Source organism: Vibrio rubrogenes, from assembly GCF_059641415.1.
The window spans coordinates 141,061-166,802 of record NZ_JCARSY010000003.1 but is presented as its reverse complement, the minus strand read 5'-3'; the positions used below and the strand labels follow the sequence as shown (position 1 = coordinate 166,802).

Below are 25,742 nucleotides of genomic sequence, written 5' to 3'. Positions count from 1 at the left end.
CACTAATGTTAGAAAGACGGTTATAGTGGCGTACTCCGTATCGATTTATAAATGCTGAGTACCTGTCTGGTTTCGGAGCAATGAATAGTTGGCATGATTTCACAAGATTTTCAACGCTGGTTTAAACAGCTAACGTCACACAGCCCTTTCTTTTTTGCCATTCTCGATGCCCAGCACAATTATACGATGGTAAATGAACGCTATTGTGACATATCAGGTCTCACGCGTGATCAACTCATTGGCTCAAATGACCAGGCCGTCTTTGGTGAATCATTCTATCAGGCAATTCGCCCCTACTATCATCGCGCATTTGACGGTGAAATCATTGAAACCGAGCTGACGCTCAACGACACGCTGCTCACAACGACATTACTGATAGCACTCTCGCGATTACAATTCGATGGTCAGCCCCCGAGAATCATCTTTCAGGCTGTCGATATATCAGAAAAGCAGATGTTACTCGATACCATTGATGAGTCAGAAAAAAAATTCTCAACATTAGTTTATATGTTGAAAGAATCGGTGCTGATTGTGGAAGAGAATACCATCATTTCCTGCAATCCTGCGGCGGCTCATTCGCTGGGGCTTCATAGCGCTGATGAACTATACGGAGAACAGCTTTCGGAGATTTTTATTCAGACATCGACCCGAAAACCTTTTGTTCTCGATCCCTCCCCGGCCGTTCAACACCCGGTTGTCTGTCATACGACTCAAGCCTATGGTAAAGAACTGCAGGTGACACTTCGAATTGAAACCACCAAGATTTTTGGTTGTCAGGCATTCTTTGTCCTCATTCAACCACAAGAAAAAAAGACGCTTAAGCCATTACATCACCCTTCATTTGATGCTCATATCGACCCGTTGACCGGCTTGTATAACCGAACCGGTTTTACCAAACGACTCGATATGTTCATTGCTGATAACACTCCGCTGGTGATGCTCTACCTCGATATTGATAACTTTAAAAACATCAATGACTCTCTGGGACATCATATCGGTGATAAAGTGATCCGGGAGGTTGCGGCTCGGCTCAAACGACTTCTCCCTCAGAATGCCATTTTGGGTCATTTGGGCGCTGATGAATTTGGTTTACTCCTGCCTGAGCCGGAGAAACCCCGTTCGGCAGAAATGCTTTCCGAACGGATTATCGCGTTAGTCAATCAACCTTTCGATTTGAACTATTTTAGTAAAAGGCTTGCCTGCTCGATTGGCAGTGTGACTTACCCCGGTGACGGCAGCGATGCCCGAATCTTACTGCAAAATGCAGACACCGCGATGTATGAGGCCAAAGCGCGGGGACGTAACCGGATGATTCGCTTCAGTTCGCAGATGAATAAAGAAGCAAGAACCCGATTGTGGCTGGAGATCGAACTGCAAAAAGCCCTGCAAAATAGTGGTCTTGAAGTCTGGTATCAACCCAAAGTCAGTGCGAGAGATTTTAGCATCAACGGAGCAGAGGCATTGGTACGATGGAAACATCCGGTCGAAGGATATATCAGCCCCGGTTCATTTATTCCCGTTGCGGAAAAGGCAGGGCTAATCGAACATCTGGGCCGAGTCGTCATGCGGGATGTCTTTACCACGGTCAAACGTTGGAAACAACAAGGGATCCTCCCCGGCCCTGTCGCGATTAACCTGTCGCCGGAACAATTCGGTAACCCGAAGCTGATCGATTTTATGGAAAAACTCCTGCGCTCGACACAGCTTGATCCGAGCTGTATTACGTTCGAACTGACCGAAAGTGCGGTCATGAGTGACAGTGAACACACCGTGCAAATGTTGAATGCTATTAAAAAACTCGGCTTTACCTTATCGATTGATGATTTCGGCACGGGTTACTCGTCTCTCTCTTATCTCGCCCGCTTTCCGATTGATGAACTCAAAATCGATCGCGCATTTATTACGGAGATCGATCAATTACCCAAACAGTTGACTGTCATCGAAAACATCATCAATCTCGGTCAATCTTTACGGTTAAAAGTCGTGGCGGAAGGCGTAGAAACACAGCAACAAGCCATTTTACTTGCCAATCTTCACTGTCATTCCATCCAAGGATTCCACTTCCATCGTCCGCAGCCCAAGCAGGAAATCGAAGCATTATTCGCCCAAACCCGTCGTCACTCCGCCTCATAAATCACGATAAATCAAGGTCAAACCTGCCTCACATCAATTCATTCTGTGGCACTTTTCCATACAATACAGCCACTTCAAAAGCCACCAATGAAATTAAGTTACTATGGAACTGCTTTGTCCTGCGGGAAACCTTCCCGCCCTGAAGACGGCAATCACCAATGGTGCTGATGCGGTGTATATCGGTTTTAAAGACGACACCAATGCCCGCCATTTTGCCGGCTTAAACTTCTCAGGAAAAAAACTGGAAAGTGCTGTTCGTTTCGTTCATGAACATCACAAAAAAATTCATGTCGCTCTCAACACATTTGCCCATCCGGATCGGTTTAATCACTGGACAGAGGCTGCTGATAAAGCGGTTGATCTGGGCGTCGATGCGTTGATTGTTGCCGATATTGCGCTACTGGAATACATCTCTGACCGCTATCCGCATCAGGAAATTCATCTTTCCGTTCAGGCTTCCGCGACCAATAGCGCAGCCATTGAGTTCTATCACCAAAACTTTGGCATCAAACGGGTTGTTCTCCCCCGAGTACTATCGATTCATCAAGTCAAACAACTCTCTCAGTCAATTGCTGATGGGATTGATCTGGAAGTGTTTGCTTTTGGGAGTCTCTGCATCATGTCGGAAGGTCGCTGTTATCTGTCTTCATATATGACGGGAGAATCGCCGAATACCATCGGCGCGTGTTCACCCGCCAAGTTTGTCCGCTGGCAGGAAACCCCACATGGTATGGAAACCCGGCTGAATAATATTCTCATTGATCAATACAAACCCGGGGAGAATGCAGGCTATCCGACATTATGTAAAGGCCGCTTTATGACAGCGTTGAACGGCCAGCAGCAGTGTTATCACACTCTCGAAGAGCCGACGAGTCTCAATACACTATCACTCTTACCGGAGCTCTTCGCAGCGAATGTCGCCTCAGTCAAAATTGAGGGTCGCCAGCGTAGTCCTGCCTATGTCGAGCAAGTGACCAAGACGTGGCGGGCAGCGATTGACCATTATTTGTCTGCCCCACAAAGTTATCAGGTCGATGAAACATGGAACCGAACCCTTGCCAATGTTTCCGAAGGCACTCAGACAACACTCGGTGCCTATCATAGAAAGTGGCAATAACCAGGGAGTTCACAGATGAAATATGCATTAGGCCCATTACTCTATTTCTGGCCAAAAACAGAAGTTGAACAATTCTATCAGCAGGCGCAGACATCCGGCGCTGATATAATTTATCTGGGAGAAACCGTGTGTTCTAAGCGCCGAGAGTTAAAAACACACGACTGGCTGTCAATCGCACAGGAAATCGCCCGGACAGGTAAACAGATTGTCCTGTCAACAATGGCGCTGCTTGAGTCGCGTAGTGAACTGACCGTGATGAAAAAATACATTGATAACGGTGATTTTATTATTGAAGCCAACGATGTTTCAGCCATTCATCTCGCCAGCGAACAGCGGGTACCGTTTGTTGTCGGACCTGCGATCAACTGTTATAACGCACATACTCTGCAATATTTTCTCCGCCAAGGGATGATCCGGTGGTGCATGCCGGTGGAGCTTTCCCACTCGTGGCTGCAACAAGTGCTACACCAGTGTGAAACGTTGGGGATTCGCAATGCATTTGAAGTTGAAATATTCGGCTACGGTTATCTCCCGCTTGCCTATTCTGCCCGCTGTTTCACTGCCCGGGCTGAAAATCGTCCGAAAGATGAATGTAAAACATGTTGTATCCATTATCCCAATGGCATCCGCGTCCAAAGTCAGGAAGGACAAGAAGTCTTCAACCTGAACGGGATTCAGACACAGTCAGGCTACTGCTATAACTTGATTAACGAGTTATCCAGTATGACTGATAGCGTCGATGTCGTTCGTCTCAGCCCCACTGGCGCAGAAACCCTGACAACCATTCAAGCATTCCGTGATAATGAGAGTGCAGCGCAGCCCTACCCATTAGACAGCCACCAATGTAATGGTTATTGGCACCGTGTCGCAGGATTAGAGGTCGTGACCTCTGAGTCCCGGTAAACGGCACCACGTCACAACCATGGCTGAATCACAGCCCAACCAGATCAGGCGGAGGAATGAAATAACCGCCTGATATCTCTATACAAGATCACTAATACCACGCACGACAAGACAATATTTGAGATCGGAAATGCCAGCCATACACCGGTTAGTCCCCATCCTAACGGCAGCAGAAACAAAAATGGTGGCTGAATAAGAATGTTACCCAGAGAGATACTCACCGCTGTTTTACCCCGATGTATCGATTGGTAAAATGAAGACGCAACCACAATGAAGCCGTCTAAACACAGTGCAATCAAATGTAAGCGTATCCCCGTGGTGGCGAAATCACTCAATTCCGAGTTATCACGATTAAAAATAGCAATAATATCGTGCGGATAAAGATTCATAACTGTGGTTACAATCAGTCCAAATACCACAGATAATCCCATCGCCAGTACCAACAGTTTCTTGATATTGCCTAACTGATTCGCACCGTAGTTAAAACTCACTAACGGTTGCATCCCGTTAGCAAACCCTTCTACCGTTAAATAATAGAACGTCACCACATAACCGAGAATGGTATATGCTCCCAGCGCGGTCGTCCCACCATAGATTGCAAACTGACTGTTATGCAGGGCCACCATGACACTCCAGTAGAGGTACATGAAAAAGCTTGAAAGACCAACCAAAACAATCTGACGAATATCCTGCCAGCGGAAAAACAGCAGATCAGTCCGTCTTAAACGTAAAGATGCTGCCGGAGAAAAGAAGTAACTGAGCCCGACAATGGTTACCACCCCTTGTGATATCGCGGTAGCAATCGCTGCTCCCTGCAACCCCATATCCCAGACCACGATGAACAGATAATCAAAAACAATATTCAGACACCCGCCGATGATCATCAGATACGTCGCAAGTGCCGGGCTATCATCGTTTCTCATCAGAAATGGTAATGCTGTCGCAGAAAGAGTAAAGCTAGAGGTAAACACCACCACTTGCATGTACTGCATCGCTAAATTAAAGACGTCGGGATCCTGCGTTTGCCACATCAGAATATCCGCCATAAAGGACCACAGTCCCAAAGAAAGCAAAAGCGATAACAGGATCAATAAGATCAGTCCGGTACTGATCGTCTGGCGGGCAGCGGATAAATTCTTTTGCCCTTTATAAATCGAGGTAATTGCACCGGTCCCGACCCCGACCATCAAGCCGATGCCAACCAGTACAGCAATCATGGACCAAGAGATATTAATCCCGGCTAATCCATCGACCCCGAGATACTGGCCGATGAAAATGCCATCTATGAGCTGATATAAGCCATTGACTAACATTGCTGCAACGGTTGGAACGGTATAGCGAAAATACTGTGAATAAATAGACATCTGCATTCAATCCAAACCTGAAATACAAACAGCCTGCAAGAATTAATGCAGGCTGTTCACCATAAACCAAACCTCCAGACGTTGAATTCAGATCCTGAGGTGGTGATTTCAATCAAGAAAATATCAATGTGACGAGGAATGATCGTCCTTAATCGTATGGTATATCCGTTCCAGTTCTAAAAAAGCATAGCGATGTTCAATATACTCGTAAACATTCATTGAGATTGCGAGTTTATATAATGCGATCGCCTCAGCATAATGTGCTTGCATCTGATAACGCTTTCCGAGATAAAAATAGGCTTCCGTTAAGCGACGGGCGAGCACCGTATTATCACTTGTCTCTTGCAAAAGCTGTTTGAAAACCACCGAATCATCGGCTTCGCCCAACATCATTGCAATCAGAGACCATCCCCAAGCATCATTTTGCTCAGACTGATGTGCGTGATAACTTTGCATCAATTCTTTGCGGGCCGTTTCAGCATCCATCTCACTCACGATCAGATATCGCCATAAGGCACTGAAAGGATCGGCTGGATCTTGTTGTATCACCTGTTCGATTTCGTCCCGGGCCAAACGGTGACGACCACCGTAATATAACGCAATCGCTAAATTTCTGCCTGCGTATATACTCTCCGGCTCCAGCTCCAGCGCTGAATCAAATGACTCATACGCTGAATCGAACTCGTTGATTTCTGTGTAATAGACGCCAAGCATGTTGAATACTTCTGGCTGAGATGGATAAAAGCGTAAAGATTGTTCGAAGTCCAGGCGAGCCAGATTTTTTAAACCCAACATATCGTAACTATTACCACGTTCATAAAAAACTTTGGCCCGAATCTCATCTGTGAGTTCTTTTTGCTGTAGCAGTTGGCTCAAACGCAAGATTTTTACTTCTTGTTGAATGGTCGGTTGTAATGGCCGGGCCATCGGGGCATAAAGCCACTCTGACTCCTGCTGATGCCGAATCGATGAGCACCCGGTGATAAAAAGCAAGCCGAGTCCTGTCAATACCGTGAGAAACCACTTCGCCAAAATTATTCTCCTCAACGCTCTCATAAAAAAAGGGAGCAAAACAGCTCCCTTTATAACATCATGCTTGCAAATAAAAAAGCAACCCAATGGATATATCTAATCCTGAGGCGCGTTTCTATTCTGCGTCAGATTGCTCTTGTTGTGGTGCGTCTTCGACCGCTGGTTTTGCAACCGCTTCTTTCATACTCAGACGAATACGGTTCTGACGATCAATCTCCAACACTTTCACCTGAACCTCTTGACCTTCTTTCAGGTAGTCTGTCACTTTCTCGACACGCTGATCTGCGATTTGAGAGATATGAACCAAACCTTCTTTAGCGCCAAGAACAGCCACAAAAGCACCAAAATCAACAATACGAGTTACTTTACCAGTGTAGATCCGACCAACTTCAACTTCAGCCGTCAACTCTTCGATACGACGAATCGCATGTTTAGCCGCTTCGCCTTCTGTCGCAGCGATCTTGATCGTACCATCGTCTTCGATTTCAATCGTAGTTCCGGTTTCTTCAGTCAATGCGCGGATGACAGCACCACCTTTACCGATAACATCTTTAATCTTATCAGCACTGATTTTCATCGTATGGATACGCGGGGCAAACTGAGAAATATCATCACGCGCACTACCAATCGCTTTATCCATCACAGACAGAATGTGCAAACGGGCACCTTTTGCCTGATTCAAAGCGATCTGCATGATCTCTTTGGTGATTCCTTCAATTTTGATATCCATTTGCAGTGCGGTCACACCATTTGACGTACCGGCCACTTTAAAGTCCATATCACCAAGATGATCTTCATCACCCAGGATGTCAGACAGAACCACAAAATCATCATTTTCTTTGACCAGACCCATCGCAATCCCAGCAACGGAGGCTTTAATCGGTACACCGGCATCCATCAATGCCAGCGATGAACCACATACTGAAGCCATTGAAGAAGAACCATTGGATTCCGTAATTTCAGAGACGACACGAACCGTATAAGGGAATTCATCAATCGATGGCATCACGGCCTGAATACCACGCTTCGCCAAACGACCATGACCAATTTCACGACGCTTCGGTGAACCAACAAAACCTGTTTCACCGACACAGTAAGGAGGGAAGTTATAGTGGAACAGGAAGTGATCTTTTCTCTCACCGGTTAATTCATCAATAATTTGCGCATCACGCTGAGTTCCCAGCGTAGCGGTCACGATGGCTTGTGTTTCGCCACGGGTAAATAGTGATGAACCATGGACGCGAGGCAGAACACCCGTACGAACATCCAGTGCCCGAACCATATCTTTTTCACGGCCGTCGATACGCGGTGCACCAGACAGAATCCGGCCACGAACGACTTGTTTTTCCAGTGAACTCAGCATGTTACGGAGTTCATTGTCATCCAGCGAGTCATCTTGCGCGAGTAACGTCGCAATGACTTCTGATTTGATCTGGCCAACTCGCTCGTAACGCGCCAGTTTTTCAGTAATCTGATATGCTTCAGCAAGGCGAGTTTCCGCATGTTCAGCAACTAATGCTTTCAGGCTGGCATTGACTTCAGGTGCGCTCCATGACCATGCAGGAGTCGCAACTTCAGCAGCAAACTCATTGATAGCTTGAATCACAGCCTGTTGTTGTTCATGACCAAATACTACTGCTGAGAGCATCTCTTCTTCAGAGAGAATATCCGCTTCAGATTCAACCATCAGTACCGCATTCTCAGTACCAGCAACAACGAGATCCAGACGAGATTGTGCCAGCTCTTTCGCACTTGGGTTCAAAACAAGCTGACCATCAATGTGACCGACGCGAGCTGCACCAATCGGACCATTAAACGGAATTCCGGAAATTGCCAGCGCGGCAGAAGTACCGATCATGCTTGGGATATCTGGCTGAACATCAGGATTCACTGCCATTACAGTAGCAATAATCTGAACTTCATTGGTAAAACCATCAGGGAACAGTGGACGGATCGGACGGTCGATCAGGCGAGCAGTCAGCGTTTCACCTTCAGAAGGACGACCTTCACGTTTAAAGAATCCACCAGGAATTTTACCGGCTGCATAAGTCCGTTCCTGATAATTGACCGTTAGCGGGAAGAAGTCTTGACCTTCAACCGCTTCTTTTTTGCCAACCACAGAAACGAATACAGATGTATCGTCCATGGTGACCATAACTGCTGATGTTGCCTGACGTGCAATCACGCCAGTTTCGATCGTGACGGTGTGATTGCCGTATTGAAACGTTTTCACAACTGGTTTTTCAAACATTCATTATTCCTTTGCCTAGGTTATCCTAGAAATGGGTTATCAATACTCAAGGCATCACAAATCGCGACTAGTAAAAGGATACTGAACAAAATTCATTCCAATCTCCTTTGAATAGTCGCGACCTTTTGGCCGACTTCGGTGACTGTCATGCTTTGAGTCTGTGTATTGAAATCAATTGACTGACTTCAACGGTCGCTAGTATAAACTACTCAAGCGCCATTTGGCTAAATTTAGCCATTAAAAAGGGGCTTTCGCCCCTTTTTTGTACAAATCCAATCTTAGCGACGTAGGCCAAGACGTTGGATAAGGTCGTGGTAACGATCCAGATCTTTACCTTTCAGGTAATCCAGAAGCTTACGACGACGAGAAACCATGCGTAAAAGACCACGACGACTATGGTGATCGCCTTTGTGTTCTTTGAAGTGACCTTGAAGGTGGTTGATTGAAGCTGTCAGTAGAGCGACTTGAACTTCTGGTGAACCAGTGTCGCCTTCGCCACGCGCGTAATCAGCAACGATTGCTGCTTTAGTTTCTGCATTCAGAGACATAATTTCTCTCCTAAGAGTTTGAGTTTTAGTTTGTGTCAGCCAATCTCTGATTCAGCCGACACGAGGAGCGGGGATTATAGAGAATATTCCCTAGTCCCGCAATAGCAAATCATCCGGAAAATAGGCCATATTTCATTGACGAAAAACGACTAATCGTTTTGGCGCTATTTTGCCGTCATCATCGATTTCACCGACACCGATAAAGAGTTGTTCTTCACCGGCAGTCAAACGCACTGTACCGCTTGTCGGTATGCCGAAAACCTGAACAGCCTGACCTTTCTGGACCATTTCTGCCAAATCAGGAATCAGATTTATTTCTGGTAATGACTGAACCGCGGAATCCATCGGTAACAGGAGCGGATCGAGTAAAACTCTTGGTGCGACATCCTGTTCACGTGCTGCTTCGAGGATATTTTCAAGCTCATCAAGAGTCACCATCCGCTCTGCCGGATATTGTGCGACAGCCGTACGGCGTAAATACGTCACATGAGCACCACAGCCTAACATTTCACCCAGATCATCAACGATGGTACGGATATAAGTTCCTTTGGAACAATGGATCTCCATCTCGACCTCATCCGCTTCATAGCGGAGCAGCTCGATAGAATAGACCGTGATCTGCCGTGACTCTCTGGGAACTTCGATACCTTCCCGTGCGTACTCGTATAAAGGACGACCTTGATACTTTAATGCTGAAAACATTGAAGGAATCTGAGCGGTTTCGCCTTTAAATTTCTCGATCGATTGCATCAGCAACGATTCGGAGATTTGAACTGGCCGAGTTTCAACAATCTCGCCATCTGAATCCGACGTATTGGTGCGAACACCGAGCTTTGCAATCACCCGATACTTCTTATCAGAATCGAGCAGAAATTGGGAAAATTTGGTCGCTTCCCCCAGACAAATCGGTAGCATCCCAGTTGCCAGAGGATCTAATGCCCCTGTATGTCCGGCTTTTTCCGCAAAGAAAATTCGTTTCACTTTCTGAAGCGCATCATTGGATGAAATTCCCGTAGGTTTATCCAATAAAATAATGCCATCCACCGGACGACCTTTCCGACGACGAGCCATTACGCCTCCTCATCCGAACCTGATTCATCTCTTTTGCGTTTGTCTTCATCAACGGCTTGGTTGACCAGATTCGACATGCGTATCCCCTCAACCAAAGTATCATCATAAACAAAACGGACTTCAGGTGTCAGACGCAGACGAATCCGCTTGCCTAACATCATTCGAATATGAGATTCATGCTCTTTCAACGCTTTCAGGCAAGTTTCCGGCGTCTGTTCCCCAACACATAAGAAGGAAACATACACTTTGGCATAAGCCAAATCCCGGGAAACTTTTACCTCAGAAATCGTCACCATACCAAGGCGAGAATCTCTGACTTCACGCTGCAATATCATTGCCAGCTCTTTTTGCAGCTGCTGAGAAACGCGCTGCGTACGACTAAAATCTTTTGCCATATTTAAACTTTCTCATAGAAAGAATGGGGGGATGGTCTAGCCAACCCCCCATGGTGTATTCAACAACCAACGATACATTCAACAACCGATAGTGTGGTATATCAACTTAACCATCTATCTCAGTTAGTCGATTGAGCGTTTAATTTCAATTGTTTCAAAGACTTCGATCTGGTCACCAACACGGACGTCGTTATAGTTTTTCACACCGACACCACATTCATAACCACTCTTCACTTCTGCAACATCATCTTTAAAGCGACGGAGTGACTCCAATTCACCTTCATAAATAACCACGTTATCACGCAGCACGCGAATCGGATTATTCCGTTTAATCAGTCCTTCAGTGACCATACAGCCAGCGATAGCACCGAGTTTCGGTGAACGGAAGACATCACGGACTTCAGCCAGACCGATAATCTCCTGTTTAAATTCAGGCGCTAACATACCGCTCATCGCCTGTTTCACTTCATCAATCAATTGATAGATGATGGAGTAGTAGCGCAGATCTAGGTTCTCTGCTTCGATGGTTCGGCGGGCAGACGCATCGGCACGGACGTTAAAGCCCAGTACGATTGCATTCGATGCAGCAGCCAATGTTGCGTCAGTTTCGGTAATACCACCCACACCGGAGCCAACAATGTTTACTTTCACTTCATCAGTTGAAAGTTTAACCAATGCATCGGTAATTGCTTCAACCGAGCCTTGAACATCAGCTTTAAGCACAATATTCAGTTCAGCAACTTCACCGGCAGTCATATTAGAGAACATATTCTCCAGTTTAGCTTTCTGCTGACGAGCCAGTTTCACTTCGCGGAATTTACCCTGACGGTAGTTCGCAACTTCACGGGCTTTACGCTCATCACGCACAACTGTCGCTTCATCACCCGCAGCAGGAACACCGGAAAGACCAAGTACTTCGACAGGAATCGATGGACCAGCTTCCAGCACTTCATCACCGACTTCGTCACGCATTGCTCTGACCCGGCCATACTCCTGACCACAAAGCAGAATATCACCTTTGCGCAGCGTACCTGACTGAACCAAGATCGTTGCGACAGGGCCGCGGCCTTTATCCAGACGGGACTCGACAACGACACCAGAACCCATGCCGTCAGCAACAGCGGTCAGTTCCAGAACCTCAGCTTGCAGAAGAATCGCTTCCAACAAGGCATCCACATTGGTTCCCTGTTTGGCAGAGATATGAACGAACATATTCTCACCACCCCATTCTTCAGGAATGATGTCATACTGTGCCAGCTCATTCTTCACGTTGTCCGGATTGGCTTCTTCTTTATCGATCTTGTTCACTGCAACAATTAGCGGTACTTTCGCTGCTTTTGAGTGCTGAATCGCTTCAATCGTTTGAGGCATAACACCATCATCGGCTGCAACAACCAACACCACGATATCCGTTGCCTGGGCACCACGAGCACGCATTGCTGTAAATGCCGCGTGTCCCGGAGTATCGAGGAAAGTAATCATACCGTTATCAGTTTCAACATGATAAGCACCGATATGCTGGGTAATACCACCTGCTTCACCGGATGCAACGTGCGTACGACGAATATAATCCAGTGTTGAAGTTTTCCCGTGGTCGACGTGTCCCATAATGGTAACAACCGGCGCACGAGGAACAGCTTCAGAAGTGCTATCACGGTCAGAAAGAACTGCTTCTTCCAGTTCATTCTCTTTACGGAGAATGACTTTATGACCCATTTCTTCGGCAACAAGCTGTGCAGTTTCCTGATCAATCACTTGGTTGATCGTTGCCATCGCACCCATTTTCATCATGACTTTGATGACTTCGGTGCCTTTCACTGACATTTTCTGAGCCAGTTCGGAAACAATAATTGTTTCACCGATAACAACATCAGATTTTGCAACAGTCGCATTTTTATCAAAACCTTGCTGCATTGAAGAAGGTTTTCCCCGACCTCGATTCGAGTTACGGCCACCTTTTCCACCACGAGGACGCATATCGCGTTCTTGGCGTTGTTCATCGCGAGCAGAAGCTCTTTTCTTCGCTTTTGCGCGACGACTACCTTCATCTCGACGGTCTGCTTCGTCTTCTGCCTCTTGGGCATAACGAGAAGTAGTTAGATGGTAATCTGTATATTCGTCTTCCATAGCACCTTTATTCTCTTCTGCAGCAGACCAACGCTCTTGATTCTTTTCAGCCAATTCACGCGCTTTTTCGAGCTGACGCTGACTTTCCTCTTCAGCTTTACGTCTCAATTCTTCTTCCTGACGACGCATCAGTGCTTCGGCTTCTTGTCGCGCTGCCTCTTGCTTGGATTTCTCTTCATCAGAAAGTTCAACTTTCTGACTGCTTTTATCTTCACGCTTCGCCTTTTCTTCAGCTTCACGCTTCATCTGCTCTTCAGTTTCACGTTTCGCTTTTTCTTCAGCTTCACGTTTCGCTTGAGCTTCCAATCTTGCTTTTTCAGCTTCTAACTTTGCTTTCTCTTCAGCTTCACGTTGGGCTGCTTCTTCTGCCTGACGCTTCGCTTCATCTTCGATTGTACTACGCTTAACATACGTACGTTTTTTGCGCACTTCAACCTGAACATTCTTACTTTTACCACCCCCCGCATTCACACTCAGTGTGCTGCGAGTTTTTCGCTGTAATGTCAAACGAGTCGGTTCGTCCTTTGAAGAGCTGCCACCATGCTCTTTACGAAGGAAAGTTAACAGTTTCTGTTTTTCATCTTCAGAAACACTATCCGATCCCGTTTTTGTCATTCCTGCGTCAGCAAGTTGCTCTAATAAGCGGTCAACTGGTGTACCAATCTCTTCACTCAGTGCTTTAACTGTAAGTTCTGTCATGCCGCTTTCTCCCCTTGCTGAAAATTACGCGTCTTCGCCAAACCAACAAATATTACGCGCAGCCATAATTAATTCTCCGGCGCGTTCTTCTGTCAGTCCTTCTATACCTTCAAGATCATCAATTCCCTGATCAGCCAAATCTTCGAGAGTGATAACCCCTTTAGCTGCCAGTTTGTAAGCCATTTCACGCTCAAGACCAGATAGATTCAGCAGGTCCTCAGCAGGCTCACCTCCATCCAGTGATTCTTCTCTAGCCAAAGCCAGAGTTGTCAGTGCATCTTTTGCACGAGTACGCAATTCTTCAACAAGGTCTTCATCCAACCCGTCAACCTCAAGCAACTCATTCACCGGTACATAAGCAACTTCTTCTAATGTGGAGAAGCCCTCTTCAACCAACAATTCAGCAAAGTCCTGCTCAATAGCCAGATGCTTCATGAACAACTCAATCGATTCTGTTGATTCTTCTTGATGTTTCTTCTGAAGATCTTCAACTGTCATCACATTGAGTTCCCAGCCAGTTAACTGAGAGGCCAAACGAACATTCTGCCCACTACGACCAATTGCCTGAGCTAGATTGTCGGCTTCAACAGCAATGTCCATCGAATGAGCATCTTCATCAACGATGATAGAAGCGACATCAGCTGGTGCCATTGCATTAATTACAAATTGAGCTGGGTTATCGTCCCACAGCACAATATCAATACGCTCACCACCCAATTCGCCGGAAACCGCTTGAACCCGGGCACCACGCATCCCAACACATGCACCAACCGGATCAATGCGCTTATCGTTGGTTTTCACCGCGATTTTAGCTCTCGAACCCGGATCGCGAGATGCGCCTTTCAGCTCAATTAATTCTTCACCAATTTCAGGTACTTCAACACGGAATAATTCAGCCAGCATTTCAGGCTTAGAGCGAGTAATGAAGAGCTGGAACCCACGCGCTTCAGGTCTGACTGCATAAAGCAAACCGCGAACGCGGTCACCAGGACGGAAGTTTTCTCGGGGAAGTTGATCTTCCCGTAAAATAACAGCTTCTGCATTATTCCCGAGATCAAGGATAATACTATCTCGGCTAACTTTTTTCACAGCGCCGGTAACCAGCTCACCTTCATTATCAATAAACTGCTCAACAATTTGTGCCCGTTCAGCTTCACGAACTTTCTGGACAATCACTTGTTTCGCAGTCTGGGTGGTGATTCGGTCAAACTTAACCGATTCAATTTGATCTTCAATAAAGTCGCCCAATTCGATGGAATCATCATCAAATTGAGCCGCTTCGACTGAAATTTCTTTGGTCGGATTCAGAACTTCTTCTACAACCAACCAGCGACGGAATGTTTCAAACTCACCAGTCTTTCTATCAATAGCAACACGAACATCAATGTCAATGTCGTATTTTTTCTTAGTCGAAGTTGCCAACGCAGTTTCAAGCGCTTCAAAAATACGTTCACGAGGAACAGCCTTCTCGTTTGAAACCGCCTCAACTACCGCTAAAATTTCTTTACTCATTATTTCCAGCCTCTTTAAGACTTAAAATTTAGGGATCAGATTAGCTTTTGAAATATTGCTGAGCGCGAATTGTTCTTCTTGCCCATCAACAGTAACCACAATAGTTTCACCATCAACCGATTGGATGATACCTTTCCATTTGCGGCGGTTTCCAACAGCCATTTTCAAAACAATATTGACCTCGTGACCAATAAATTGCTCATAGTGTTCAGATTTAAATAAAGGTCTGTCTACGCCAGGTGAAGAAACTTCAAGGTTATAAGCCACAGAAATAGGATCTTCCACATCAAGCACAGCACTGACCTGACGACTAACCTCAGCACAGTCATCCACAGTAATACCGTTGTCGTGATCAATATAAATTCGTAGCGTCGAGTGTGCTCCGGCACGAACAAACTCTAATCCGACTAATTCATAACCTGCAGCAACAACGGGTGCCTCAAGTAATTCAGAAAGTTGTTTTTCTAACCCTGTCATTTAAACGACTCCAGAAACAAAAAAAGGGCTATGAGCCCAATTTCAATTCCAAGCAAACAGACCAAATCTTTAATATATGAGCAGTCAGCACTACTCATACACAAGAATCAGATAACAAAAAACCCCGATAGTCGGGGTTTTTATCTATGCTGGACCCTGAATGTTAAGACAGCGTCTTAACACATAGTGAGATACTATTCTCACTATCAAACCTGCAACAACCAATTCAACAAAAAATTGGTTGCGGGGGCCGGATTTGAACCGACGACCTTCGGGTTATGAGCCCGACGAGCTACCAAACTGCTCCACCCCGCGTCCGACTTGTCGAGCATTATACGCTCTCAATCTTCATTTACAAGTTTGTAAAGAATAATGGTGCCGAGAGAGGGACTCGAACCCTCACACCATAGGCGCTAGCACCTCATGCTAGTGTGTCTACCAATTTCACCATCTCGGCTAAATTCTCTTTACTGTGGTATTTCACTGCCGTTTGAGTTATCAGCAGGAACACCATCATCAGTCTGAGTTTGCTCTTGAACCGCTTGGTTCTGAGCAGGATCAACCCATTGCGATTTCGCTTTATGTGTTGATAAGTTCCCCAATACCAAACTAACAATTAGGAATACTATTGCAAAAATTGCAGTCATTCGGGTTAAAAAGTTTCCAGAGCCACCGGCACCAAATACTGTATTTGAAGCACCAGCCCCGAATGAGGCTCCCATATCTGCGCCTTTACCTTGTTGAATCAACACCAATCCGATGATAGCAACCGCTGCCAACAGGTAAATCACAAGTAGAACTGTAAACATAACATATCCACCTATGTTCCAAATTGTTGAGCCAGCGCCGTTCTTATCTATCGACTTGAACTAGGCTAGCGACCTCCGTCTCGGAAGTGGGGGCAATACTAACGAAAGGATTTAAAACTGGCAAGAGGATAAATTACTTTTTTTTCAAATTCATGGTTAAGCGGTTAAAAAAGGGACAACCTCAGTCTTTTCATCATTCAAACAGCATGAATCTAAGCAAAGGAACCCTCATCGTATTGAGGGTTCCTTTTTCAGATTCAACAATTTGCCTTGATGACATCAGCGATTTTTAAGGCGGATTCCCGAACTAGTGTTTCATCTTCACCTTCAACCATAACTCGAAGTAAGGGTTCAGTACCTGATTTTCTCAACAGGACTCGCCCTTTGTCCCCTAATTCAGCTTCAACTGCCTCAACACACTGTTTTACTGCCTCGGCATCGAGTGGATTAGAATCCCCGCTGAAACGAACATTTTCCAGTACCTGTGGGAAAAGTTTCATGCCGTTGGATAATTCACTCAATGACATTTCGCTATCAACGACGACCGTCAAAACCTGTAGAGCGGCAACAATCGCATCGCCGGTTGTCATCTTATCCAGTAAGATCACATGCCCTGAATTCTCGGCACCGATTTTCCAGTTTTTTTCCAGCAGCTTTTCCATGACATATCGGTCCCCGACAGCTGCCCGGGCAAACGGTATACCCAGTTGCTTCAACGCGACCTCCATGCCAAGGTTGGTCATCAATGTACCGACAACACCACCTTTCAGCTCTCCTTTGCGTAGCAAATATCGAGCAATAATATAGGCAATTTGATCACCATCGACTTTGCGTCCCAGTGCGTCTACCATGATGATACGATCTCCGTCACCATCAAACGCCAAACCTATATCTGCCTTTTCTTCCAGCACTTTCTGCTGGAGTGCTCTGATATCAGTCGCACCGACCTGTTCGTTAATGTTTAAACCGTTTGGATTCACACCAATAGCAATCACATCGGCGCCCAGCTCTCTGAAAACACTTGGTGCGATATGGTATGTTGCCCCATGTGCGCAATCTACGACAATTCTTAACCCAGACAAACTTAATCTGGATGGGAAAGTGCTTTTGCAAAACTCGATATAACGGCCGGCAGCATCGGTTAAGCGAGAGGCTTTGCCTAGTTCGGCGGAAGGAACACACTCAATCACTTTATCCAGTTCTTGCTCAATTTCGAGCTCCACCTCATCCGGTAATTTTGTCCCTTCAGAAGAAAAAAACTTGATACCATTATCATCATATGGATTATGAGATGCAGAAATCACGATCCCTGCTTCAGCGCGAAAAGTTTGTGTCAGGTAAGCAACAGCAGGTGTCGGCATCGGTCCAGTTAACGTGGCTTCGAGACCGGCAGCAGCCAAACCGGCTTCCAGCGCTGATTCCAACATATAGCCGGAGATACGAGTATCCTTACCGATAATCACTTTACGGGTTCCCTGTTTCGATAAAACTCGACCGGCAGCCCATCCGAGTTTCATCACGAAGTCAGGGGTGATAGGGAACTGTCCGACCTTTCCCCGAACTCCGTCGGTACCAAAATAGCGTCTATGATTCGACATCGACATTCCTATTTTCTTATGATTGATTCGCTTGAATCATACTGATTATTTTCATCGCTTCAACGGTTTCATCGACATCATGAACTCGGAAGATCTGTGCGCCTTGCATGGCAGCAACCGCAGCGCAGACGACACTCGCAACCATACAATCAACGGGTTGTTTACCAAGAAATTTATGCAGCATTGTTTTTCTGGACAACCCAATTAGCAATGGTAAGCCAAACTGATGAAAAATTTTCAGATTCGCTAATAAATGGTAATTATGCTCAAGCGTTTTGCCAAAACCAAAGCCAGGATCAAGGATAATGTTTTCTCGTCTAATACCAGCCTTTTCACATACGGTAATTCTGTCACTTAAAAACGTGTAGACTTCCTGAAGAACATCACGATATTCAGGGCGATCCTGCATGGTTTCGGGCTGCCCTTGCATGTGCATTAAACAGACGGGAATATCCGCCTTCTCAACAACCTCTAATGCGCCCGGCTCCTGAAGTGAACGAATGTCATTAATCAGATCCGCGCCGGCATCAATACTCTGTTGCATCACTTCAGCTTTACTTGTATCAACAGAAATCCATATGTCCGGATATTTTTGTCGAATGGCGCTAACCACAGGAACCACCCGTTTCAATTCTTCTTCTACAGTGACTTCAGCCGCTCCCGGGCGAGTTGACTCTCCACCGACATCAACGATTGTTGCCCCGGCGCGAATCATTGAATCAGCATGAGCTAATGCTTTTTCCGGAGAGGTAAACCGTCCGCCATCAGAAAAAGAATCAGGCGTGGTATTCAAAATCCCCATCACCTGAGGACAACTCAAACTTAAGGTTTTATTGGATGTCCGAATCTCCATAACACTCCCATAATAGCAAAAGCCCCGACTATACCGGGGCTTTTTTCACAGACAAGACGATTTACTCAGTTCGTCCATTTTGATCATCACTATCTGATTTGTCCTGCGGTTCCTCATTTTGAGTCTTATCAGGCGTCGAATCACCAGTCTGCTCAGTCGACTTCATTTTTTCTTGAGCCGCGAGCTCCTGTTCAACCCAACCTGCAGGTTCCCTAATCTCAGGCTTCCGATCCATCAAGTCATCAATCTGACCCGCATCGATGGTTTCATATTTCATCAATGCATCTTTCATCGAATGCATGATATCCATATTATCCAACAGGATCTTTCTCGCTCTTTCGTAATTTCGATCAATAATTTTACGAATTTCATCATCGATCAATTTTGCTGTATCGTCAGACATGTGCTTCGTTTTCGTGACGCTTCTTCCCAGAAAAACTTCACCTTCTTCTTCGGTATACAGCAATGGACCTAATTTTTCGGAGAATCCCCACTGGGTCACCATTTTACGTGCAATATCGGTTGCGCGCTCAATATCGTTTGAAGCCCCGGTTGATACTTTATCTGCACCATAAATCAATTCTTCAGCAAGACGTCCACCATAAAGACTGGAAATCATTGACTCCAAATGTTGCCGAGACATACTGATGCGATCTTGCTCAGGCAAGTACATGGTGACACCTAAAGCGCGCCCACGCGGAATAATCGACACTTTATAAACAGGGTCATGCTCAGGCACTAAACGTCCGACGATCGCGTGCCCGGCCTCATGATATGCTGTTGACGCTTTGGTTTCTTCTGACATCACCATGGAGCGCCGCTCAGCACCCATCATAATTTTGTCTTTCGCCAGTTCAAACTCAACCATCGAAACATTACGTTTATTCCCACGAGCCGCAAACAGTGCAGCTTCATTGACCAAGTTCGCCAAATCTGCACCAGAAAAACCTGGTGTACCACGAGCAATCAGTGAAGCATCCACATCGTTAGAAGTCGGAACCTTACGCATGTGAACTTTCAGGATCTGTTCACGACCACGGATATCTGGCAGTCCAACCACAACCTGACGGTCAAAACGACCGGGACGTAACAACGCAGGGTCTAAAACATCCGGACGGTTGGTCGCAGCGATAACAATGATGCCTTCATGTCCTTCAAAACCGTCCATTTCAACCAACATTTGGTTCAATGTCTGCTCACGTTCATCGTGCCCGCCGCCGACACCGGCACCACGCTGACGCCCGACAGCATCAATTTCATCGATGAATATTATACAAGGAGAAGCCTTTTTGGCCTGCTCAAACATGTCTCTGACCCGAGAAGCACCGACCCCAACGAACATTTCAACAAAATCAGAACCTGAAATGGTAAAAAACGGGACTTTCGCCTCACCGGCAATTGCTTTCGCTAACAACGTTTTCCCGGTCCCCGGAGGACCAACCATTAAAACACCTGTTGGAATTTTTCCGCCAAGCTTCTGAAAACGGCTCGGGTCACGCAGATAATCAACCAGCTCTTTAACATCTTCCTTCGCTTCATCACAACCAGCAACATCACCGAACGTCGTTTTAATCTGCTCTTCTGTCATCATGCGGGCTTTGCTCTTACCGAACGACATGGCACCTTTACCGCCACCGCCCTGCATCTGTCGCATAAAGAAGATCCAGACACCGATCAAGAGAATCATCGGGAACCAAGAGATGAAAATCGTCCCCAGTAAGCTTTGTTCTTCAGGAGGCGTTCCCTGAACTTTTACATTCTGATTAATCAGATCATCAAGTAGCTTCTGATCGTACACTGGCATGTACGTTACATAACGAGTACTACTGCCTCGGCGGGTAAACGTAATCTCACTATCTTTGAATTGGGCTTCCTGAATTTGACCCTGCCCCACTTCTTTCACAAAAGTGGTATAGTCAACCGCCCTGCCACTATTATCTCCAGGGCCAAAGCTCTGAAATACGGACATTAAGACAACGGCGATAACCAGCCATAATATTAAATTTTTTGCCATGTCACTCAAGGTGTAAGCCTCGCGATAACTAGTTGTAATTAAAGGTAGGGTACTACAGATTATAGTATGTCGCTACCGTATCGACAGCGCCTGAGCCCCGTAAATGGTTACCCTTTGTAACCAGTTGCTACAATATAGACTTCCCGAGAGCGCGCCCTCGATGAGTCTGGTTTTCTTATTTTAACCACTTTAAACAGTGACCGGACATCCTTCACGTATTGCTCAAAGCCTTCTCCCTGAAAAACTTTGACAATAAAGCTACCATTCTCAGCAAGTACTTGTCGACACATGTCTAAGGCCAATTCTACCAAATACATTGCTCTGGGCTGATCAACAGATAAATTTCCGGCCATGTTGGGTGCCATATCAGACATCACAACATCGACAAGGTTCGGAGAAATTCTATCGAGTAACGCATTTAAAATAGACTCTTCCCGAAAATCACCTTGGAGAAAAGCAACACCGGCAATCGAATCCATCGGCAAAATATCACAGGCGATAACCTGACCCGAATCACCGACAACATTCGCAGCATACTGAGACCATCCACCAGGAGCAGCACCCAAATCAACCACTGTCATTCCCGGTTTGAGTAGCTTATCTTTTCCTTGGATCTCTTCTAGTTTGAAGATAGCACGAGAACGATAACCTTTCTTCTTCGCATCATTTACATATTTATCATCAAAATGCTCTTTCAGCCATCGGCCTGAGCTCGCAGAATGCTTATTTTTACTCATTTCTGTTCCAATACAAATTACTTCACCTGATAAACAAGGGACGGAAGATGTGGTCATCTTCCATAGATGGCGCTAAAATAGCTGTTTTCAACCCTCATATAGTAAATTAAATTGGCTGCATCATGAACCTAAGCACAAAACAAAAACAGCATTTAAAGGGCTTAGCCCACCATTTGAAACCCGTCGTTCTCATGGGCGCAAATGGCCTGACAGAAGCCGTGCTTGCAGAGATCGAAATTGCACTTGATCATCACGAATTAATCAAAGTCAAAGTTGTATCGGAAGATCGGGAAACCAAGCAGCTGATTATTGATGCAATTATTCGAGAAACCGGTGCTGAAAAAATCCAAACCATCGGCAAGGTGCTGGTATTATACCGTCCTTCAGAACAACGAAGAATTGAAATTCCCAGAAAGTAAAAAAAGCCGCTTCAGCGGCTTTTTTATTATTACATATCAACAAGAACATCGATAAATAGCCATTTTTATTTATACTCAACTTTATCGATATCGAAAGTTTTTTCACCACCCGGGGTTACGATGGTGACTTCATCTCCTTCGATCTTGCCAATCAGTCCCCGGGCAATCGGAGAACTTACTGAAATACGTCCCGCTTTAATATCAGCTTCATCATCACCAACAATTTGGTAACTTTTTTCTTCATCGGTTTCCACATCGACCAGAGTCACCGTAGAACCAAAAATAATTTTACCGGAATTATCAAGCTTCGTGACATCAATGACTTGAGCAATAGACAGTTTATACTCTATGTCACGAATTTGGGCTTCACAGATTCCCTGTTCTTCCCGGGCAGCATGATATTCTGCATTTTCCTTCAGATCTCCCAGTTCACGAGCTTCAGCAATCGCCTGTGAAATCTTTGGCCGTAATTTCAGGAGTCGGTCAAGCTCTTCACGAAGGAGTTGCTCACCACGAACCGTCATTGGGACTTTTTCCATTTTATACCTCGAAACCAAAGTTATCTTTGGACAAAACAAAACTACCCAATCCCAAGGATTAGGTAGTTTTTCATTCAAATTGATTGTCTCAGTGTAAACAAAGTTGGTAGCGAAATCATCTAAATTCAAGATCCCAATTTAGAAATCTTTGACACCGCCAAATTAGAATACTGACTCGCACAGACGAAAAATTGATCCATGCCACAGAACATTATTCTAAATATGAAGAAAAAGTCGTAAAAAAAAATAAATATAGATCAAATTTTTTAAGTAATGGAACTTTACAAAAACAGAAAAAAATCGTTTAAAAACATAGATTTGATATTTATTTACATTCAATAAAACATCGTTCATCACGTTGATTTATATCATTTTACTAACTTCGTCTCATCTTTGCATGTACAACTAGATTACGAAAAAGGCGAAAAGTTCAATGCTTCGTGATTTTTATTTATGTTGCATCGTACGCATTCGCATCACAGATGATGGACGATAGTCGCTCCGATACCTCGCTTAACAGGTCAGATCGATTATGTTCTTCAACGTTTATGGACAGTAAATTTTAGGATTAACAAGATGAAAAAAACTCTGATCGCTCTTGCAGTGGCAGGTGCTGCAGTGGCAACTGGCGTGAACGCTGGTGAACTATACAACCAAGACGGCACATCCCTAACGATGAAAGGACGTGTCGAAGGCATTCTTTCTCTGAAAGATGGTGATGCATCAGATGAATCTCGTGCTCGTCTAGGATTTTTAGGCAAACAAGAAATCAATGATAACCTGTATGGCTTAGGCTATTTTGAAGGCCAATTTACATCTGCTGATGGCACAACGGATAGCGTAGACAATGACAATGGTACTTTTAAAGATCGTTATACTTATGCAGGTCTGGGTGGTACCTACGGCTTAGTCACTTACGGTAAACAAGACGGTATATTGACTCCGCTGTCTGATTTTACTGATATCATGTCATACCACGGTGACAATGCAGTTAACAAACTGACTGCACTTGACCGTACTGATAACCTCTTAAAATATGCTGGTTCATTTGACAATCTGAATGTCTTTGCTGAATACCGTTTTGCTGATCGTATTGAGACAGGTTCTGGCGTAAATACAACCTACGACGACAACGAACAAGATGGCTATGGTCTTTCTGTAACTTACGCTCTGGCAGATATCGGTGTTGATCTAGGTTTAGGTTACGGTGCGCAAGACGACGACAATCAAATCGTTGCTACAGTTGCTTATACACTGAATGATCTATACTTGTCAGCATTGTACAGCCACATCGATTACGGTGCAGCTGGTGCTGATAACTATGATGGTTATGAACTTGCAGCTTCATACACGATTGACAAAACTAAGCTGATTGCCACATATAACTATGGTGAAACAAGTGATACTAACGTCAATAGTCTTGCGTTAGAAGTTGCTTACTACTTCCAGCCAAACTTCCGCAGCTATGTATCTTATAACCTTAACATGCTTGATAAAGGTGATACATATAAAAACGCTTCTGGTAGCGTAGATACTGTCAGCGATGCTGACGAACAAGATGAAATGGTTGTAGGTCTACGTTACGACTTCTAATCTGAACCAGATTCAAGATCCTTAAAACGCCCGCGCTAGCGGGCGTTTTTTTATCTGGTTATACTAGTCACATGACATGATTATATATTGGATTGCTTTGTGCTTCGGATGCTTCTGTTTACTATCGCCTGTTTTATTCTGACCGCAGAGTTATGCGCAGCTCAGGCGACGCCTTATACCCATCTGCTACCATCAACCAGCCGGACTGCACTGATCGTTGAGCAACTGGATACCCACCTACGAGAAATCGATACCGGCAGTCCGTCATTCTATCCCCCCGCCAGCACCATGAAACTGATTACCGCGCTGGCTGCTAAATTAGAACTGGGTGATCAATTCCGCTTCAAGACTTTATTAGGTCGTGCAGATAATAATTTGATTCTCCAATTTAGTGGGGATCCTCAGCTCACGACCAATGATTTGAAACAGATGTTTGTGGCACTGAAACAACAAGGTATCAAGAAAATTGACGGAGATTTGTGGCTCGATAATACACTGTTCAGCGGATACGAAAGAGCCGTAGGCTGGCCGTGGGATATTCTGGGGGTATGCTACAGCGCCCCGTCAAGTGTAATTGTATTAGACGAAAACTGTGTTCCCGGTTCGATTTATACGCAAACGGATGGTAACACCCGTGTTTATATTCCGGAGCAATATCCCATCCATGTGTCGACTCAGGCGAAAACCGTTTCATTACAAGAGCAAAAGCAGCAGCTTTGTGATCTTGAGTTACGTAGCAATGTCGAAAACAACTATCGTTTATCCGGGTGTCTGGTCCAGCGCAGTTCGCCGCTCCCTTTAAAATTTGCGCTCCAGAATCCCAGCCTTTACGCGACACGTATCGTTTACCGAACTCTCAATCAACTGGGAATTACGCTCACAGGAGAAGTCATCGTCGGACGCCCTCCAAAACCATTACAACAAGTCTTGGCTCATCACGAATCCAAACCACTGGTTGAGTTGCTTGATACTATGCTGAAAGAGTCTGATAACCTAATCGCCAATAATGTAACCAAAACACTGGGCCATCAATTCTTTGTTCAGGCTGGCAGTTTTGCCAATGGGACTGAAGCGATCAAACAGATCTTATATGCTAAAGCCGGTATTGATCTCAAAAGCGCCCAACTGGTTGATGGTTCCGGATTGTCACGTAATAACCGAATGACGGCGAATCAGATGGCCGCTGTGTTACGTTATATCTGGCAGAATGATGCATCATTGAATCTTATCGAATTGTTACCCGTTGCAGGTCAGAGCGGCACACTGAAATACCGCAAAAGCATGCGCTCTTCGGTGGTTAAAGGTAATTTAAGTGCCAAAAGCGGCTCTCTATATGGCAGTTATAATATGGCGGGATACGGGCTGGATAAAAAAGGTCAGCCTCAGGTTCTCTTTGTCCAGTTTATCACGGACTACTTTCCGGATGATAAGGAAGAAACCGTTCAGGCTCCGTCACAACTTGAGCGGTTTGAAGATAAACTATATCGGGATATCATTCAGATGAGTCAACAGAAACAATCTTACTTATCCAGTATAAAATAAAGCCTGAAT

At 45.3% G+C, this 25,742-nt stretch carries 21 protein-coding genes and 2 tRNA genes; 6 read left to right on the top strand and 17 right to left on the bottom strand.

Features of this window, described 5'->3' with window-relative positions:
• Window positions 1-93 precede the first annotated feature (93 nt).
• The 3 genes from AC55NX_RS04105 to AC55NX_RS04095 all read left to right on the top strand — a co-directional run bounded on the left by AC55NX_RS04105 (window position 94) and on the right by AC55NX_RS04095 (window position 4,153).
• Window positions 94-2,133 carry a sensor domain-containing protein gene (locus AC55NX_RS04105; protein ID WP_496994574.1) on the top strand — a complete coding sequence of 680 codons (2,040 nt, stop codon included), beginning with the start codon at window positions 94-96 and terminating at the stop codon, window positions 2,131-2,133.
• A 103-nt stretch (window positions 2,134-2,236) separates the two neighbouring features.
• Window positions 2,237-3,250: a ubiquinone anaerobic biosynthesis protein UbiU gene (ubiU, locus tag AC55NX_RS04100; RefSeq protein ID WP_496994573.1), complete on the top strand. Its 1,014-nt coding sequence runs from the start codon at window positions 2,237-2,239 to the stop codon at window positions 3,248-3,250.
• A 15-nt stretch (window positions 3,251-3,265) separates the two neighbouring features.
• Entirely contained in the window at window positions 3,266-4,153 is an 888-nt protein-coding gene (locus AC55NX_RS04095) for a U32 family peptidase (protein WP_496994572.1), read from the top strand.
• Between the two features lie 44 nt (window positions 4,154-4,197).
• Here the strand turns inward: AC55NX_RS04095 and AC55NX_RS04090 are convergent, their stop codons facing one another.
• From AC55NX_RS04090 to rlmE, 16 genes are all read right to left on the bottom strand, one after another.
• On the bottom strand, window positions 4,198-5,523 hold the full coding sequence (locus tag AC55NX_RS04090) for an MATE family efflux transporter (protein ID WP_496994571.1): 1,326 nt from the start codon (window positions 5,521-5,523) through the stop codon (window positions 4,198-4,200).
• A gap of 117 nt (window positions 5,524-5,640) precedes the next feature.
• A complete protein-coding gene (gene nlpI, locus AC55NX_RS04085) occupies window positions 5,641-6,549 on the bottom strand; it encodes a lipoprotein NlpI (protein WP_496994570.1) in 909 nt (302 codons plus the stop codon).
• Between the two features lie 115 nt (window positions 6,550-6,664).
• A complete protein-coding gene (pnp, locus tag AC55NX_RS04080) occupies window positions 6,665-8,800 on the bottom strand; it encodes a polyribonucleotide nucleotidyltransferase (RefSeq protein ID WP_496994569.1) in 2,136 nt (711 codons plus the stop codon).
• A gap of 278 nt (window positions 8,801-9,078) precedes the next feature.
• Window positions 9,079-9,348, bottom strand: coding sequence for a 30S ribosomal protein S15 (rpsO, locus tag AC55NX_RS04075; RefSeq protein ID WP_038178125.1), 270 nt, complete (start codon window positions 9,346-9,348; stop codon window positions 9,079-9,081).
• Window positions 9,349-9,480: 132 nt separating this feature from the next.
• On the bottom strand, window positions 9,481-10,419 hold the full coding sequence (gene truB / locus AC55NX_RS04070; RefSeq protein ID WP_496994568.1) for a tRNA pseudouridine(55) synthase TruB: 939 nt from the start codon (window positions 10,417-10,419) through the stop codon (window positions 9,481-9,483).
• Window positions 10,419-10,814, bottom strand: a complete 396-nt coding sequence (gene rbfA / locus AC55NX_RS04065) for a 30S ribosome-binding factor RbfA (RefSeq protein WP_059119962.1) — start codon at window positions 10,812-10,814, stop codon at window positions 10,419-10,421. Before rbfA ends, truB begins: the two co-directional genes overlap by 1 nt.
• Window positions 10,815-10,937: 123 nt before the next feature.
• Complete coding sequence (gene infB / locus AC55NX_RS04060) at window positions 10,938-13,640, bottom strand: translation initiation factor IF-2 (protein WP_496994567.1); 2,703 nt, start codon at window positions 13,638-13,640, stop codon at window positions 10,938-10,940.
• A gap of 24 nt (window positions 13,641-13,664) precedes the next feature.
• On the bottom strand, window positions 13,665-15,152 hold the full coding sequence (nusA, locus tag AC55NX_RS04055; RefSeq protein ID WP_496994566.1) for a transcription termination factor NusA: 1,488 nt from the start codon (window positions 15,150-15,152) through the stop codon (window positions 13,665-13,667).
• Window positions 15,153-15,173: 21 nt separating this feature from the next.
• Window positions 15,174-15,629 carry a ribosome maturation factor RimP gene (gene rimP, locus AC55NX_RS04050; RefSeq protein ID WP_496994565.1) on the bottom strand — a complete coding sequence of 152 codons (456 nt, stop codon included), beginning with the start codon at window positions 15,627-15,629 and terminating at the stop codon, window positions 15,174-15,176.
• A gap of 238 nt (window positions 15,630-15,867) precedes the next feature.
• A tRNA-Met gene (locus tag AC55NX_RS04045) sits at window positions 15,868-15,944 on the bottom strand.
• A gap of 58 nt (window positions 15,945-16,002) precedes the next feature.
• A tRNA-Leu gene (locus AC55NX_RS04040) sits at window positions 16,003-16,086 on the bottom strand.
• Window positions 16,087-16,096: 10 nt separating this feature from the next.
• Window positions 16,097-16,438 (bottom strand): preprotein translocase subunit SecG, encoded by a 342-nt coding sequence (secG, locus tag AC55NX_RS04035; protein ID WP_496994564.1) that lies wholly within the window; start codon window positions 16,436-16,438, stop codon window positions 16,097-16,099.
• Window positions 16,439-16,695: 257 nt separating this feature from the next.
• Window positions 16,696-18,036 carry a phosphoglucosamine mutase gene (gene glmM / locus AC55NX_RS04030; RefSeq protein WP_496994563.1) on the bottom strand — a complete coding sequence of 447 codons (1,341 nt, stop codon included), beginning with the start codon at window positions 18,034-18,036 and terminating at the stop codon, window positions 16,696-16,698.
• Window positions 18,037-18,052: 16 nt separating this feature from the next.
• Window positions 18,053-18,889, bottom strand: coding sequence for a dihydropteroate synthase (folP, locus tag AC55NX_RS04025; RefSeq protein WP_496994562.1), 837 nt, complete (start codon window positions 18,887-18,889; stop codon window positions 18,053-18,055).
• Between the two features lie 61 nt (window positions 18,890-18,950).
• Window positions 18,951-20,912: an ATP-dependent zinc metalloprotease FtsH gene (gene ftsH, locus AC55NX_RS04020; protein ID WP_496994561.1), complete on the bottom strand. Its 1,962-nt coding sequence runs from the start codon at window positions 20,910-20,912 to the stop codon at window positions 18,951-18,953.
• A gap of 98 nt (window positions 20,913-21,010) precedes the next feature.
• Window positions 21,011-21,640: a 23S rRNA (uridine(2552)-2'-O)-methyltransferase RlmE gene (rlmE, locus tag AC55NX_RS04015; protein ID WP_496994560.1), complete on the bottom strand. Its 630-nt coding sequence runs from the start codon at window positions 21,638-21,640 to the stop codon at window positions 21,011-21,013.
• 122 nt (window positions 21,641-21,762) lie between these two features.
• Between rlmE and yhbY the strand changes: the two genes are divergently transcribed.
• The gene (yhbY, locus tag AC55NX_RS04010; RefSeq protein WP_021020609.1) at window positions 21,763-22,059 is read left to right on the top strand and encodes a ribosome assembly RNA-binding protein YhbY; all 297 of its coding nucleotides are present in this window, start codon (window positions 21,763-21,765) and stop codon (window positions 22,057-22,059) included.
• A 65-nt stretch (window positions 22,060-22,124) separates the two neighbouring features.
• Here the strand turns inward: yhbY and greA are convergent, their stop codons facing one another.
• Window positions 22,125-22,598: a transcription elongation factor GreA gene (greA, locus tag AC55NX_RS04005; RefSeq protein WP_496994559.1), complete on the bottom strand. Its 474-nt coding sequence runs from the start codon at window positions 22,596-22,598 to the stop codon at window positions 22,125-22,127.
• A gap of 576 nt (window positions 22,599-23,174) precedes the next feature.
• Between greA and AC55NX_RS04000 the strand changes: the two genes are divergently transcribed.
• Both AC55NX_RS04000 and dacB read left to right on the top strand, forming a co-directional pair.
• A complete protein-coding gene (locus AC55NX_RS04000; RefSeq protein WP_496994558.1) occupies window positions 23,175-24,191 on the top strand; it encodes a porin in 1,017 nt (338 codons plus the stop codon).
• A 108-nt stretch (window positions 24,192-24,299) separates the two neighbouring features.
• Entirely contained in the window at window positions 24,300-25,733 is a 1,434-nt protein-coding gene (gene dacB, locus AC55NX_RS03995) for a serine-type D-Ala-D-Ala carboxypeptidase (protein ID WP_496994649.1), read from the top strand.
• Window positions 25,734-25,742: the final 9 nt, after the last annotated feature.